Annotated in this window: 16 protein-coding genes; 4 read left to right on the forward strand and 12 right to left on the reverse strand. The window is 59.3% G+C overall.

Annotated elements, in window-relative coordinates; all coding sequences use genetic code 11:
* Positions 1-32: 32 nt before the first annotated feature.
* The 11 genes from phnD to phnG all read right to left on the reverse strand — a co-directional run bounded on the left by phnD (position 33) and on the right by phnG (position 9,077).
* The gene (gene phnD / locus AAAK34_RS10435; protein WP_231692983.1) at positions 33-980 is read right to left on the reverse strand and encodes a phosphonate ABC transporter substrate-binding protein; all 948 of its coding nucleotides are present in this window, start codon (positions 978-980) and stop codon (positions 33-35) included.
* Positions 981-1,022: 42 nt separating this feature from the next.
* Positions 1,023-1,892: a phosphonate ABC transporter ATP-binding protein gene (gene phnC, locus AAAK34_RS10440; protein WP_231692984.1), complete on the reverse strand. Its 870-nt coding sequence runs from the start codon at positions 1,890-1,892 to the stop codon at positions 1,023-1,025.
* Positions 1,893-2,136: 244 nt separating this feature from the next.
* A complete protein-coding gene (locus AAAK34_RS10445) occupies positions 2,137-2,664 on the reverse strand; it encodes a DapH/DapD/GlmU-related protein (protein ID WP_431777249.1) in 528 nt (175 codons plus the stop codon).
* Between the two features lie 13 nt (positions 2,665-2,677).
* Positions 2,678-3,832 (reverse strand): alpha-D-ribose 1-methylphosphonate 5-triphosphate diphosphatase, encoded by a 1,155-nt coding sequence (locus tag AAAK34_RS10450; RefSeq protein WP_231693338.1) that lies wholly within the window; start codon positions 3,830-3,832, stop codon positions 2,678-2,680.
* Between the two features lie 47 nt (positions 3,833-3,879).
* A complete protein-coding gene (phnL, locus tag AAAK34_RS10455; RefSeq protein WP_231692986.1) occupies positions 3,880-4,671 on the reverse strand; it encodes a phosphonate C-P lyase system protein PhnL in 792 nt (263 codons plus the stop codon).
* Positions 4,668-5,429, reverse strand: coding sequence for a phosphonate C-P lyase system protein PhnK (phnK, locus tag AAAK34_RS10460; protein WP_431777250.1), 762 nt, complete (start codon positions 5,427-5,429; stop codon positions 4,668-4,670). Before phnK ends, phnL begins: the two co-directional genes overlap by 4 nt.
* A gap of 22 nt (positions 5,430-5,451) precedes the next feature.
* Positions 5,452-5,913 (reverse strand): GNAT family N-acetyltransferase, encoded by a 462-nt coding sequence (locus AAAK34_RS10465; protein WP_231692988.1) that lies wholly within the window; start codon positions 5,911-5,913, stop codon positions 5,452-5,454.
* Positions 5,910-6,833, reverse strand: a complete 924-nt coding sequence (locus AAAK34_RS10470; RefSeq protein WP_431777251.1) for an alpha-D-ribose 1-methylphosphonate 5-phosphate C-P-lyase PhnJ — start codon at positions 6,831-6,833, stop codon at positions 5,910-5,912. Before AAAK34_RS10470 ends, AAAK34_RS10465 begins: the two co-directional genes overlap by 4 nt.
* Complete coding sequence (locus tag AAAK34_RS10475; protein WP_231692989.1) at positions 6,830-7,933, reverse strand: carbon-phosphorus lyase complex subunit PhnI; 1,104 nt, start codon at positions 7,931-7,933, stop codon at positions 6,830-6,832. Before AAAK34_RS10475 ends, AAAK34_RS10470 begins: the two co-directional genes overlap by 4 nt.
* A gap of 2 nt (positions 7,934-7,935) precedes the next feature.
* A complete protein-coding gene (phnH, locus tag AAAK34_RS10480; RefSeq protein ID WP_231692990.1) occupies positions 7,936-8,565 on the reverse strand; it encodes a phosphonate C-P lyase system protein PhnH in 630 nt (209 codons plus the stop codon).
* Positions 8,562-9,077 (reverse strand): phosphonate C-P lyase system protein PhnG, encoded by a 516-nt coding sequence (gene phnG, locus AAAK34_RS10485; protein WP_231692991.1) that lies wholly within the window; start codon positions 9,075-9,077, stop codon positions 8,562-8,564. The genes phnH and phnG overlap by 4 nt, the downstream gene beginning before the upstream one ends.
* 73 nt (positions 9,078-9,150) lie before the next feature.
* Here phnG and phnF point away from each other — a divergent pair, with 73 nt between their 5' ends.
* The 4 genes from phnF to AAAK34_RS10505 all read left to right on the forward strand — a co-directional run bounded on the left by phnF (position 9,151) and on the right by AAAK34_RS10505 (position 11,750).
* The gene (gene phnF, locus AAAK34_RS10490) at positions 9,151-9,915 is read left to right on the forward strand and encodes a phosphonate metabolism transcriptional regulator PhnF (protein ID WP_231693340.1); all 765 of its coding nucleotides are present in this window, start codon (positions 9,151-9,153) and stop codon (positions 9,913-9,915) included.
* On the forward strand, positions 9,905-10,621 hold the full coding sequence (locus AAAK34_RS10495; protein ID WP_231692992.1) for a DUF1045 domain-containing protein: 717 nt from the start codon (positions 9,905-9,907) through the stop codon (positions 10,619-10,621). The genes phnF and AAAK34_RS10495 overlap by 11 nt, the downstream gene beginning before the upstream one ends.
* A complete protein-coding gene (gene phnN, locus AAAK34_RS10500; protein ID WP_231692993.1) occupies positions 10,614-11,180 on the forward strand; it encodes a phosphonate metabolism protein/1,5-bisphosphokinase (PRPP-forming) PhnN in 567 nt (188 codons plus the stop codon). Before AAAK34_RS10495 ends, phnN begins: the two co-directional genes overlap by 8 nt.
* Before the next feature lie 198 nt (positions 11,181-11,378).
* Positions 11,379-11,750, forward strand: a complete 372-nt coding sequence (locus AAAK34_RS10505) for a DUF805 domain-containing protein (RefSeq protein ID WP_231692994.1) — start codon at positions 11,379-11,381, stop codon at positions 11,748-11,750.
* Positions 11,751-12,038: 288 nt separating this feature from the next.
* Here AAAK34_RS10505 and AAAK34_RS10510 read toward each other — a convergent pair whose 3' ends face one another.
* Positions 12,039-13,055 (reverse strand): tripartite tricarboxylate transporter substrate binding protein, encoded by a 1,017-nt coding sequence (locus tag AAAK34_RS10510; RefSeq protein ID WP_231692995.1) that lies wholly within the window; start codon positions 13,053-13,055, stop codon positions 12,039-12,041.
* Positions 13,056-13,105: the final 50 nt, after the last annotated feature.

The following is a 13,105-nucleotide window of genomic DNA, read 5'->3' on the forward strand; positions in this document are numbered from 1 at the left end:
CGTGTGACGGGCGGGCCCAGATGCGCAGCCTCTTACTGCAGGGCAGCCAATTGCTTGTCAATCTCCGCCAGCTTGGCGGTCTTGTCCGCTACGCTCAAGGTGGTGTCAGCTTCGATTTTGGTGCGCTTGCCAAACAGATCAAGCTCACGAATGGGGATCAATTGAGCGTTGGACGACGGCTTGAAGCCCGAAAGCTTCGAAAGCTTCATCACGACTTCTTTTTCGCGCGCATCGGTCTTGGCGTAGTTGTAGAAGAAGTTCTTGATCTTCTCCTTGGCTGCAGCAGGCAATTCCTTGTGGATGACCAGTGGGACCAGCGGAATCAGGGGCGACGTCCAGATGACGCGGATGTCCTTGAACTTCTCTGGCTGGCGCTCTTGAATTTTGCCCAGGTTTTCGCTGTTGTTGGTGGCGACGTCAACCTGCTTGTTGGCCACGGCCAGAGCATTGGTTTCGTGGTTGGCGTTGCGAGAAACCTTGAAGTGAGCCTTGGGGTCAATCTTGTTCTTGGCGAACACATAGAAGCCCGGCACCAGGAAACCCGAGGTCGAGTTGGGGTCGCCGTTGCTGAACGTCAATGACTTGCCGTTCTTGAGCACGTCGTCCAGGGACTTCAGCGCACTGTCTTTGTGGACGATCAGGTGAGAGTAGTAGCCTTGCGTGCCGTCGGCATTGACCATCTGGGCGAAGACTTCGCCGTTGGCACGGTCCACGGCTTCCATGGCAGATTTGTTGCCGAACCATGCGACCTGAACTTTGTTGAAGCGCATACCTTCGATCACACCAGCATAGTCGGGGGCAAAGAATGCCTTGACTTTCAGGCCGGTCTGCTTGGCCATGTCGTCCAGCAGTGGCTGCCAGTCGGATTTCAGGTTCTGTGACGACTCAGTGGAAATAATGCCGAAGTTGATTTCCTGGGCGTGGACAACCGTCGCCATGGTGAGGCCGAGTGTCACGGCCAGTAGAGTTTTCTTGAACACGGTTCAATCCTTGCGAAAGGTTAATTAGGGAAAAATTGGCGTTCAGGCTGCCTGGGCCAAGGGCATGGGCATGGGCCATGCAACGACAGCCGGGGCAGGCGCTGGTTGGGCAGGTTCGTGCAGCGTGCTGCTACCGTTCAAAATTTCGTCGGCCTGCATGCCGTAGAGATTGCGGAGCAGGGCAGGTGTAAGCTCGCTCGAAGGGCCGTCGTAGACCACTCGCCCCTGATGCAAGGCGATTACCCGGGGGCAGTAGCGCATCGCCATGTCCACCTGGTGGAGCGAAACCACTACCGTGCTGCCGTCTTCGCGGTTGATGCGGGAGAGGATCTCCATCACATTTCTTGATGATTCCGGGTCGAGTGAGGCGATGGGTTCATCGGCGAGCACCACCTTGGCACCTTGCACCAGCGTGCGGGCGATGGCGGCACGCTGCTGTTGGCCGCCGGAAAGGGTTGATGCGCGCTGGGCGTGGCACTCTGCGATGCCGACTCTCCCCAGTGCCTCGATGGCCGCAGTCCGCTCCTGGGCGGTGAACATACGTGTCCAACTGCGCCACCAGGGCATGGCGTGGAGGCGGCCTACCAGGACGTTGATCAACACCGGCAGTCGATCCACGAGGTTGAACTGCTGGAAGACGAATCCGACCTCTGAGCGAATGTGGCGCACATCCTGTTGAATGCGGCCATCTCGCTGCACGCAGCGACCGCTCACTTCAATCATCGACCCTGGCGTGGCATCGCCTGTCATCAGTCCAGCGACATGGCGCAGCAGAGTGGATTTGCCTGACCCCGACGCTCCGATCAGGGCCACCATTTCGCCCTGACCGATCTCAAGGTTGATATTGTTGAGCGCAAGCTTGCCACCTGCAAAGCGTTTGCTAAGGTTATGAACGCGCAATGCTTTGGTCATTGAGTTGCTCCGGAAAGTTATCTAGACAACCTCGAGTGTTAGCTTTTTGCGTGACAACTGTTTGAAGGTTTTGGGAAGGTTTCGTGGCGCGGCGCGTACAGATGCAGGAACGACCTGAGATCTGAAAAATCTGCTAGCCTCTCAGCAATGGTTTGATGATCCCAGTCCCACCATGCTGTGGCGGTCAGGGCTTCCGCGATGTCACGCGGAAACCGCATGCGCAGCACACGCGCCGGTGCGCCGGCTACGATGGCGTAGGGGGCACATCGCGGGTGACGACCGAGTTGCTGCCTACCACCGCGCCGTCTCCTATGCGCACGCCAGGCATGATGACCACGCCATGACCTATCCAGGTGTCATGCCCGATCTGAACACGCTGGCGTTTCCGCCATCCGAAGAAAGCTTCATCGTCTCCATCGGCCAGTCCGTAACGGGAGAGCCGATAGGTGAAGTGATGCAGACTCGGACGGTCCATTGGATGGAAGCCCGGGTTGATCCGAACCATGGCAGCGATGTTGGAAAACTTGCCAATGTCGGTATCGGTGAGCTCGGAGCCACGGCAGATGTAGCTGTAGTCGTCCAGCGTGCTGTCGCTCATGATCACGTGCTCGCCGACTTCTGTGTACTGACCGAAGCTACTCCTCTGAACCACAGCCGTGGGGTGAATCGTCGGGGCCACGGTCAGGCAAGGTGCCGCCTGAGCGTTGTGGGCAGTTACGTACGTCCAGCGGTCGGACGCGTTGCCTAGCCCGCATTCGTTGGTTTCGCTCATGCTTGCACTCGAGTCAGATCACGCGCCGGCCGTCGCGCCAAACGGCCCGAACTACGGCATGGTGATGTCCATCGGCTACCTCTACCACGCGTACCTGAACGAGATCGGCACGCAGACCCACGGCGAGCTCACCGCGATCATGCAGATTAACCGCGCGCGCCGGGTTTCGGGTGACGGTGGCCACGGCCTGGGGCAATGTCATGTGGCCGTCGTCTACCAGCCGAAGTGCAGCAGTGAGAAGGCTGCCTGGAACGTAGTCGCTGGATAGTATGTCCAGCAGTCCCAGGCTGGCCAGATGCGATGCAGCGACGTTGCCGGAGTGTGAGCCTCCACGCACCACATTCGGCCCACCCATGACGGTGGCCATGCCGTGCTCACGCGCTGCGCGAGCTGCCAGCTCCGTGGTCGGAAACTCGCAAACGGTCACGCCTTCTGCTTGGGCCTGAAGAACCTGCGCGAGCGTCGTGTCGTCATGGCTGGCCAAGGCGATTCCGCGGTCTTTTACGTAGTCAACAAAATGCTGGCGATGCGGGTTGGCATAGCGCTGCTGCATTTCCTCAGCTTCCGCGACCTTGCGTTGAAATTTCTCTTCGCTCCAGCCTTTCTTGCCGGTGTAGTACACACGGGCATGCTCAATGTTTTCCCACTGCCGCTGGCCGGGCGTGTGGTCCATGAGCGAAATCAATCGAACGAGCGGATGATCTACAAACGGTTGGAACAGGTCGATGGTGTTCGGTGCCGGCAGTTCGCAGCGTATGTGCAGCAAATGATCGGCCCTCAACAGGTCGTGACGCCTGCAGTTGCTGAGTGTGGTTACCACGGCGTCCCAGGCGGTTCCGCGCAGTGACTCGGTATCGGCTTCACCCACGCCGAGAGCGTCGAACACTGTAGTGATGCCTGCTGCCGCAATCTCGGCGTCATGTGCCAGCAGGGCAGGCAGCTCAGCCCATTGCACCTTTGGGCGCGGCATCAGGTGTCTCTCAAAATTGTCAGTATGGATCTCCACCAATCCTGGCAGTAGCAGATCACCTTCAAGGTCTACTGCGCCCGCGGGCACATTGGTTCCACTGTCCAGTGCAGCAACGCGGCCTTGGCGAACCTGCAGGGAGCCGGTGATCACCTCATCGGCCAACACCAGCCTGGCATTCGCAAGGATTAACTCGTTCATCGCTGCGGCTGCCTCGATGGTGGCTTGTGGAATATCGCGCGGGGCGTTCATGCGGGCTCTCCTACGGGGTGCTGTATGGAAGGGGTTGGCGCCCGCTTGCGGAAGCTGGCAACAGGTACGCGACGGGTGGCTACGGCTTCTGCCACTCCGGCGTCATGAAAGATGCCCAACAAAGCCGCTCCGCGCTCACGAGCCTCATGAATCAATTCGATCACGGTCTGGGTATTCGCTTTGTCCAGCGAAGCGGTGGGCTCGTCTAGCAACAGCAGCGGACGAGGCTTGATCATGCTGCGCGCGATGTTGATGCGCTGCTGCTCACCGCCGGAGAAGGTGGCTGGCGGCAGGCCCCAAAGGCGCTCAGGAATGCGCAGCCGGCTCAGCCAGTGGCGAGCCTGCTCTCTTGCTGCCTCGCGAGCCAACGCCAGAGCCTGCGCGTCGCCGGTGGAGTCTTCAGTCAAGGGTTCAGCGACGACGTCGAGCGCCGAAACCCTGGGAATGACCCGAAGGAACTGGCTCACGTAGCCGATGGTGTGGCGTCGCAGGTCAACGAGCTCGCGAGCGCTGGCGCTGCTTAGGTTCACCGAATCACCGCTGGCCGAGCGTACCCAGATATCGCCAGCAGTGGGGCTATAGTTGGCGTAGACGAGCTTGAGCAACGTACTTTTGCCCATGCCAGAGGGGCCTTCGAGTACGACACACTCGCCGCCATCAACGTCAAGGTCTGCGTGGTCCAGCACGGGTAGTTCGGCTCCGTGTTGATGGTGCATCACAAAGCGCTTGGCGACCCCTCGCACCGACAAAATGGGGGTGGAAACCAGAGGTTTTTTTTCGTGTGTCATGGCTGCAATACCGAAGAAACCAGCAGTTGGGTGTAGGCGTGCTGAGGGTCGTCCAGCACCTGGTCGGTCAAGCCCGATTCGACGACGCGACCTCTTTGCATGACCACCATGCGATGGGCGAGCAGCCGGGCGACAGCCAGGTCGTGGGTGACAATGACCACAGCCAGTTGAAGCTCGCGTGTGAGCTGGCGCAGAAGGTCCAGCAATCGTGCTTGAACCGAAACGTCAAGCCCGGAGGTGGGCTCGTCCATGAACATGAGGCGAGGGCGCGTTACGAGGTTGCGGGCGATCTGCAGACGCTGGCGCATGCCGCCTGAAAATGTGCGTGGCGTGTCGTCGATGCGAACGGCATCAATCTCAACACGTTGCAGCCATTCCGAGGCTGTTGTCCGCAACTGGCCGTAATGACGCTCGCCCAAACCCATCAGGCGTTCGCCCACATTGGCCCCGGCAGATACATCCATGCGCAGTCCGTCGGCCGGGTTCTGGTGCACGAAGCCCCAGTCGGTACGTGCGAGCAGGCGCTGTTGGGCTTGGCTCATGGCATGTACATCTTGAACCGAGCCGTCACGCATCAGATATTGAACAGAGCCAGCATCTGGTTGCACCCGGGCAGCTATCGTGTTGAGTAGCGTGCTCTTGCCTGAGCCTGATTCACCGACCACGGCAAGCACTTCGCCGGGCCACAGGTCAAAAGAGGCTTCATGCAAGGCTGTAAATTCGCCGTAGCGTTTGGCCACGCCGCGCACGCGCAGCAAGGGGAAAGTGGTAGGTCGCGCATCATTTGGATTGAGGGTCGATCACAAAGCTGTATCCGTGAAGTTCGAATCCAAGGGATTCGTAGAACGCGTGTGCGCGTTCGCGCCGCCGATTGGACGAAAGCGCCAGCTTGTAGCAACCGGCCTCACGGGCCTCGGCTTTGGCGTGTTCCATCATCTGGCGCCCGATGCCTTGGCTCCGGCAACTGACGTCAACGACAACGTCTTCGACAATGGCCGAAGGCGTGCCCCTGTGCGCAAGGTTGTGCATTACCAGCAGTGCATAGCTGCCCAGCAATTTTTCGGGGGCCGCATCGCTCACGGCCACGAAAAGTCTGTAGTTTGGGTACCGGGCGAACTCTGCGAGAATTTCCCGCGCTTTATCAAGCTCGAGTGCCTGCCGGTCGTCGAGGCCGGGCTGGGCATAAAGCGCCAGCACCTGAGGCAGGTCGTCGTCGCATGCCTGGCGAATGATCAGGTTCACGGCTGTTCTCCTGAATCGCGCTGTTCGGTCTGCACAGACTGACGTTCCTGGCAGTAATCCGAATCCGAACACACGTGCATGCGGGTTCCCTGATCATCGGTGATTACCTCGTCGAGGAAACTGTCGCTCGCGCCACATAGTGCGCAGACAGCGTCCCACTTTTGTACCTCGAACGGGTGGTCTTCGAAGCCCAGGCTCTCTACCTTGGTGTACGGTGGAACCGCGTAGATGCGCTTTTCCCTACCCGCGCCAAAAAGCTGCAGCGCCGGGTTCATGTGCATCTTCGGGTTGTCGAACTTCGGAATGGGCGAAGGCGCCATCAGATAGCGGTCGTTCACCATCACCGGGTAGTCATACGTCGTGGCGATGTGACCGTATCGGGATATGTCCTCGTACAACTTCACATGCATCAGCCCGTACTCAGCGAGTGCATGCAAGGTGCGGGTTTCTGTTTCCCTGGGCTCCAGACGCTGCAAAGGCTCCGGCATGGGTACCTGATAGACGATGATCTGACCTTCGCGAAGCGGCGTTTCCGGAATGCGGTGTCGTGTCTGGATGATGGTCGCCTCATGGGTACGCGTCGTTACCGGCACACCCGTGGTGCGCTGGAAGAATCGGCGAATGTTCACCGCATTGACGGTGTCGTCAGACCCCTGGTCAATCACTTTGAGGGTGTCATCAGTCCCGATCACTGCGGCTGTGACCTGGATGCCTCCTGTTCCCCAGCCATACGGCAGAGGCATTTCGCGCGAGCCGAAAGGCACTTGATACCCAGGAACCGCCACCGCCTTGAGAATGGCACGCCGGATCATGCGCTTGGTGCGCTCGTCCAGGTACGCAAAGTTGACCTCCGGAGCAAGTACGGAGGGGGCGTTGGCCGTGTCGGGCGCCATCAGGCCATGGTCGATAGGGGCGTTCATGCTAGCTCCTTCTGGTTATCTGCAGTGCTGCTTTCCGCTTGGGCGCGCATGCGGCGCACCAGCTCCAGCTCCGCCTGAAAGTCCACGTAATGCGGCAGCTTCAAGTGCTGGACAAAGCCCGATGCTTCCAGGCTGTCGCTATGCGAAAGCACGAACTCCTGTTGCTGGGCGGGCGACTCAACTGGTTCTCCCAGTTCGGGAGCGCGTAGCGCGCGATCCACCAGGCTCATGGCCATGGCTTTCCGCTCGCTGTGACCAAATGCCAGTCCGTAACCTCGGGTGAATTGAGGTGGTTCCGTCTTGCTTCCCGCGAACTGGTTCACCATCTCGCATTCGGTCAGCTCGATGTCGCCAATGGAAATGGGAAAGTCCAGTTCCTCTGGGGCCAAATCCAGAGCCAAGGTGCCAAGCCTGATTTCGCCGACGAAGGGGTGCGTGTGCGAGTAGCCGCGTTGTGTCGAATAGGCCATGGCCAACAGGAAGCCCTCGTCGCCACGCGCCAGGTTTTGCAACCGAGTCGCCCGATCCGCTGGAAAGCGCAGAGGTTCGCGCGTCAGATCCTTTGGTGCCGGGTCGCCCTCGGGCACTGGGTGGGTTTCGATCAGGCCTTCCTGGTTCAGAAGGTCCACCCCGCGCGGAGCAGCTACTGGAGGGGCGGATGGTGGCAGTTCCTGGCGCAGCCCTGTCTGGATGTTTGCCATGAGCGTGAAGTCCAGGAGCCGCTGCGTGTAGTCGTAGGTCGGTCCCAGAATCTGGCCGCCAGGCAAGTCCTTGAATGTGGCTGAAACGCGGCGTGTGACGACCATTTTTTCTGTGCGAAGCGGGCAGGTTTCACCCAGTCTTCGCAGCGTGGCGCGGTAGGCGCGCAGCAGGAAAATCGCTTCAACCAGGTCGCCGCATGCTTGTTTGATAGCGAGCGCGGCTAGATCCGGGTCGTAAACCGAACCCTCTGTCATGACGCGGTCTACGGCCAGCTTCATTTGCTGGCGGATCTGCGCAATCTCCAGTTCGGGTATGGCTTCATCGCCGCGCCTTTGTTGTGCCAGCAGGCGGTAGCTATTGAGAATGGCGGTCTCTCCGCCTTTGACTGCTACATACATTTTCAGGCCTCCACAGTATCGTTGCGACGCAGCCGAGTGCTGCGCGGCAAGCCCATCAGCTGGGTGGCGGTACACAGTAAAACGTCGACCCCCCGCGGAAAGCTGGCGTGGTTGGCTTGCCAGTGCGTTTCGAAGTCCTGCGGCAATCCGTTGGCTGCCAAGGCAAGCGCACCCTCAATACCGGGGCCCGAGATCGTCCATGCGGGAAGTCCATCGTTTTTCACGAAGCTGCTCACTTCCATGACGCAAGTGGCGGATTGATCGGGGTAGTCATCGCTGCCTGCATTCAGGTCGGCTAGCGCAGGCCATTCGTCGCCCGTTGCCAACCACAAAAAGCGCGCTTGCGCAGGATCTTCAACGCATCGGCAGCCCGTGTGAAAGCGCAGCCACGCCTGTGCAGCCGAGTCCCTCAGTGAGGCGGAAAGCCAGAGGGTGCAGTCGCTGTCGAGAAGCGCCAGCAACATTAGGGCGGCGGCTCCGTGTCCGCGCTCTGGCAGTTGTGCCAAGGTCGGCACATCCACTGCACGACCAGGCATTGACAAGGCTTGCAGTGCATGGCGAAAAACCGCCTGGCTGCCCGTGACCGGATCGTCGAAACCCGGCACGACGTTTTGCAGGTCTTCCCGCTTCATGCGTCTTCCTCCTCATTGTCACCATTGCCTGACTCGCGGGCCACGGTAAAAAAATCGACCTTGGTTGATTGCACTTGCGCCTGTTTCCGAGCAGCCTGCAGCACGAGGTGTTCGCGAACAGGCGTCAGCAAGGTTTCCTCTAGCGCAGCGTGATGAGATTCGCGTTGCAGCAGCGAGTCGGCCAGTGCAGCCAGTTCCGCGTGGCGGTGGTGTCGGCCAAGTACGTACCCCACCCCTACAGGAGAAGGCATGGCCTCGGGCCCGAGGCTTCGCAACGCGCAGCGCGTGACCGTGACCTCTCCCAGGTTGAAGCGCGCTCCCGTGCCGCCCGCACGGCCCTGCACCATGTAGAGTCCTGTCTCGGGCCGTCTGAGCCACTCTGTACTGCGGCCTCTTTCGTAAGGAAGCAATGCCTGCTCCAGCAGGGGAAGGGGGGCCCGGGCCAGCAAGGCCATCCAATCGGCCCTGGCGGTCGCCCGTTGGGGCTCTGGGGTGTCAAACGCGTGAAACATCTTGCGGCTATCCTTTGACTTGTGTAGACAACTTTGCAATACCTCCAGCATAGGCATTGCTTGTGTAGCTTTCATGACAAGAACGATCACTCCAGACCTTTCAACACTTCTACTGCCCGACCCCGGCCATCGTTTCTGGATGCGCATAGCGCATGAAATTGCCGATGCCATCGGCCGTGGCATTTATTCGCCCGGTGACCGCTTGCCTTCAGAAAACTCCTTGGCCGAGCAGTACGGAGTTAATCGCCACACCATCAGGCGTTCGCTGTCGACATTGAGTCAACTGGGCCTAGTCCGATCCACCCAAGGCAGCGGCACCTATGTTGAGGATTTCGCAGTCGACCTTGTGCTGGGCAAGCGCACGCGCCATCGGCAAAACCTGGATCAGGCGGGCCTCAAGGGAGGCATGCGTGTGCTCGAATCTTCTACCGAGGAGGCGGACTTCAGCGTGGCCGAGGCGCTTAAGCTGAAGGCCGGGCATCGGGTGCTGCATCTGGTGGTTCTGGGTGAAGGCGGCGGCCAGCCGCTGCATGTCAGCGACCGCTATTTCCCACTGCCACGTTTTGCCGGGCTGGAAGCTCATCTTCAGGAAACGGGGTCCATTACGCAGGCATTCGGCCGATTTGGGGTCGCCGACTACACCCGCTTGCAAAGCCGAATCTCTGCACGTTTGCCCAGCGCGGAAGTAGCACAACACCTGAGGCAGGCGCCAACCCGGCCTGCGCTTCAGGTTTCCAGTGTCAACATCGATGCCAAGAGGCAGCCTATTGAATACGCGCGCACCTGGTTCGCCGGGGATCGGGTAACGCTGACTGTGGATCACGAACATGGTGAATAACATGCATGTTCCTCACCGCGTTGCTCTTTACTATGCGCCGGCCGTCGAGTCAGCTTGGTGGCGGGCCGGTAGTTCATGGCTGGGGCGCTGTGCCGCCACTGGCCTTTCAATCACGCAGCCTCAGGTTGAGGGCTGCACGTCCGAATCCTTTGAAAGGCTGACCTCAGATCCTCGCCGTTACGGATGGCACGGCACCCTGAGAGCGCCGTTTCGACTGGCCGAGGGAAAATCACTGGAGGATGTACGTGCGGCAACGCGCCTGTTGTGTGCCGAACGTAAGGGCTTTGAACTTGCCCCACTGCAAGTGAGCCGCTTGGGTGGCTTTCTGGCACTCAGGCCCTCCCAGTCTCAACCCGAACTTGACCGCCTCGCCAGCGATTGTGTGCGTCAGATGCACCGTCTGGCAGCACCTTTGAGCGAGGACGAGATAGCCCGCAGACGCCGAGCGGCGCTGTCTGCTGAACAGAAAGAGCTTCTGCAAACCTGGGGCTACCCATATGTGTTCGGGCAGTTCCGATTCCATCTTTCACTGACCGGGCCCCTTCAGGACTTGCCCGAAGACACGCAGGCACTTCTGATCGAAAAGGCTAATGCTCATTTCCACGAGTTGCCCGCCTGCCGCGTTGACCGTGTTTCCTTGTTCGTGGAGCCAGCGCCGGGGGCTCACTTTCGCTTGCTTGAGCAGATTGAATTTTCTTATGAGTGATCGTTTGGTCTATGTCATCGGCCCTTCGGGTGCCGGCAAGGACAGCGTGTTGCAAGGGCTGCGTCAAGTGTGGCCCGCAGCAGCACCGGCTCACTGGGCGCGCCGCAGCATCACCCGTCCGGCTACATCCGGCGGGGAACATCACGAGGCGCTCGAAGATTCAAGCTTCGAGCAGCAGCGTCAGGCCAACGCTTTTGCCATGCATTGGAAGGCCAACGGCCTGTCCTACGGAATTCGACACAGCGAACTCCAGCCCCTGGATTTCGGCCATTGGGTTTTTGTGAATGGTTCGCGTAGCTGGTTGCCAGAGTTGCTGGCTCGTTGGCCCGAGGCGACCGTGGTGCATATTGGTGCGGCCCCAGCGGTGCTGGCCCAACGCCTCAGCGCGCGCGGGCGTGAAACTGCGGAAAGCGTAGCAGCGCGTCTGGGGCGGCAGGTGCATTTGGATCTACCTGTAGACAGCATTCGCATCGACAACAACGGAGTCCTCGAAACTGCTGTGGCCGAGTTGCAGCAAGCTCTTCGCGATCGAAGTGCCGACGCCATGCTAAGCGAGTAGTTGCTACGCGTGCCATATGCATGTTCATGCGGGCGCATTTGATTAGTTGAAGAATTATGGTTATTGTGTGAACCGCGAACGCGTGCGGATGGCTGATTGCGAAGAAGCTGCTCCGGCTGCGCTGCGAAAGTCAGGTGGTGGGCCTGTCTCGACTGCCACTCATATGCTCTGAGACAACAATCAAAAGAGGGGGCAGGTATGAACTGGTTTCTTATAGCGTTAAAAAAGTACGCTACCTTCTCAGGCCGCGCCCAGCGCGCTGAGTATTGGTACTTCGTCCTTTTCTATATTCTCATACTCTTTGGCTTGACCCTCATTGACAGCATCACTGGCTCGTACAGCGCTGAATCGGGAATGGGGTTGCTTGGAGGCATCTTTACGTTGTTGTTGCTGATCCCGTCCATAGCAGTCGGCGCGAGGCGGTTGCACGACACAGGGCGAAGCGGTTGGTGGCTGCTCATTGCCTTGATTCCATTGGTCGGCGCTATCGTGTTACTTGTGTTCACTGTGCAAGACAGTACACCCGGTGAGAATCAATACGGTCCCAATCCAAAAGGACTTTCCTCTTGAACTTGTCGTGCCGTTAACTTAAGGATGCCCTGCATAACTCCCTGCGGTCTGTGGCAGCACGGTCTCGGGCGATCCGCTGCGTTGCTTTTCTTGCCAATAGCTGGGCTATTGGCTGCAAAAAGACGCCTTGCGCCTCATCCCGATCCGCACTACCACCGACTCGCGAGGGTTATGCAGGGCATCCTTAACGTCGTTTCGGCTCTCACAGCCGTAGCCACGTATTCGCTTGGCTGTACCCGGCAGTAGGCAGCACGTGGTCAAGCCTGCCTCTGACCACGCTGCTCAATCTCAAAGACCCAGGCGCTTGATCGTCGCTTCTTTGCTTTGACTGTCTTCGCGCAGTTTTCGGGCGAAGTCTTCCGCAGGCAGGTAGTCGACCACTTGGCCCGCCTTGGCGGCCCATTCCAAGTACGCAGGGGACTTCGCGGCGCGTTCGCAGCTTGACTGCAGTTTCTGCAGCACTTCCGTCGGCGTTTTCGCAGGAGCCAGCACGCCGCCAAAGCTCAACTGAACCACGGGGACGCCAGCTTCCTTCAGGGTAGGCACCGAAGCGAAGCCCGGATGCCTGCGGTCTGAGTAAACCGCAATCAGTCGGAGCGTGCCGGCTTGAATCTGGCTGGCAACGGAACTGGCCAGCACAGCACCAAAACCTAATCGTCCACCCAGAAGATCCTGCATCATGGGGCCGTCACCCTTGTAGGCGACATGGTTGAGCCTCACGTTGGCAGCAGCTTCGATGTCTGCAGTCCCAAGGTGCGGTATGGACCCAATGCCAGACGTTCCGTAGCTTACAGAATCAGGCTCGGCGCGCGCCTTGGCGATAACGTCTGACAACGTTTTGTAGGGTGAGTTCGACAGAACCGCGATCGCAAAAATATTGTCAAAAACCTGACAAACCGGAGTGAATGATTCAAGGTTGTACTTGATGCTCTTGACTCGGTGGGGCTGACTTGTGAGGGACACTGCCGGGGTAAATGCGAGTGTTTGCCCGTCGGCTTTCGCGCCAGCCAGTCCTGCAAGTCCAATAGCACCCGCTGCCCCGTCACGGTTTACTACCGCAACGGGCGTATTCAGGATCTCGGAAAACGCTTTACTGAAAGCTCGTGCGTTCTGATCAAGTCCACCTCCGGCGGCAAACGGCACGATCATCTCGACCGGTCCTTGGGGGAAATTGGTCGTCGCCTGGGACGCTGAAGCAATGCACAGCACTATTCCAGCCAGCGTCAGATGGTAGACGGAGCGTGCTGTTGTGGGGTTGCCAACACAATTTGGCTGGGGTCTTTCAATCTTCTTGGTGTAGGTCATGATCTTGTCTCCGTGGATTGAGCGGTCTGTGAGAGCCACAGACCGCAGGA

The organism is Ottowia caeni (genome assembly GCF_050821495.1).
Lineage (GTDB): Bacteria > Pseudomonadota > Gammaproteobacteria > Burkholderiales > Burkholderiaceae_C > Ottowia > Ottowia caeni.

Excerpts from the sequence above, each read along its gene's own strand:
- phnC (WP_231692984.1), bottom strand. The coding sequence starts at position 1,892 with ATGACCAAAGCATTGCGCGTTCATAACCTTAGCAAACGCTTTGCAGGT.
- AAAK34_RS10445 (WP_431777249.1), bottom strand. The coding sequence starts at position 2,664 with ATGAGCGAAACCAACGAATGCGGGCTAGGCAACGCGTCCGACCGCTGG.
- AAAK34_RS10450 (WP_231693338.1), bottom strand. The coding sequence starts at position 3,832 with ATGAACGAGTTAATCCTTGCGAATGCCAGGCTGGTGTTGGCCGATGAG.
- phnL (WP_231692986.1), bottom strand. The coding sequence starts at position 4,671 with ATGACACACGAAAAAAAACCTCTGGTTTCCACCCCCATTTTGTCGGTG.
- AAAK34_RS10470 (WP_431777251.1), bottom strand. The coding sequence starts at position 6,833 with ATGAACGCCCCTATCGACCATGGCCTGATGGCGCCCGACACGGCCAAC.
- AAAK34_RS10475 (WP_231692989.1), bottom strand. The coding sequence starts at position 7,933 with ATGTATGTAGCAGTCAAAGGCGGAGAGACCGCCATTCTCAATAGCTAC.
- phnH (WP_231692990.1), bottom strand. The coding sequence starts at position 8,565 with ATGAAGCGGGAAGACCTGCAAAACGTCGTGCCGGGTTTCGACGATCCG.
- phnG (WP_231692991.1), bottom strand. The coding sequence starts at position 9,077 with ATGTTTCACGCGTTTGACACCCCAGAGCCCCAACGGGCGACCGCCAGG.
- phnF (WP_231693340.1), top strand. The coding sequence starts at position 9,151 with ATGACAAGAACGATCACTCCAGACCTTTCAACACTTCTACTGCCCGAC.
- AAAK34_RS10495 (WP_231692992.1), top strand. The coding sequence starts at position 9,905 with ATGGTGAATAACATGCATGTTCCTCACCGCGTTGCTCTTTACTATGCG.
- phnN (WP_231692993.1), top strand. The coding sequence starts at position 10,614 with ATGAGTGATCGTTTGGTCTATGTCATCGGCCCTTCGGGTGCCGGCAAG.
- AAAK34_RS10505 (WP_231692994.1), top strand. The coding sequence starts at position 11,379 with ATGAACTGGTTTCTTATAGCGTTAAAAAAGTACGCTACCTTCTCAGGC.
- AAAK34_RS10510 (WP_231692995.1), bottom strand. The coding sequence starts at position 13,055 with ATGACCTACACCAAGAAGATTGAAAGACCCCAGCCAAATTGTGTTGGC.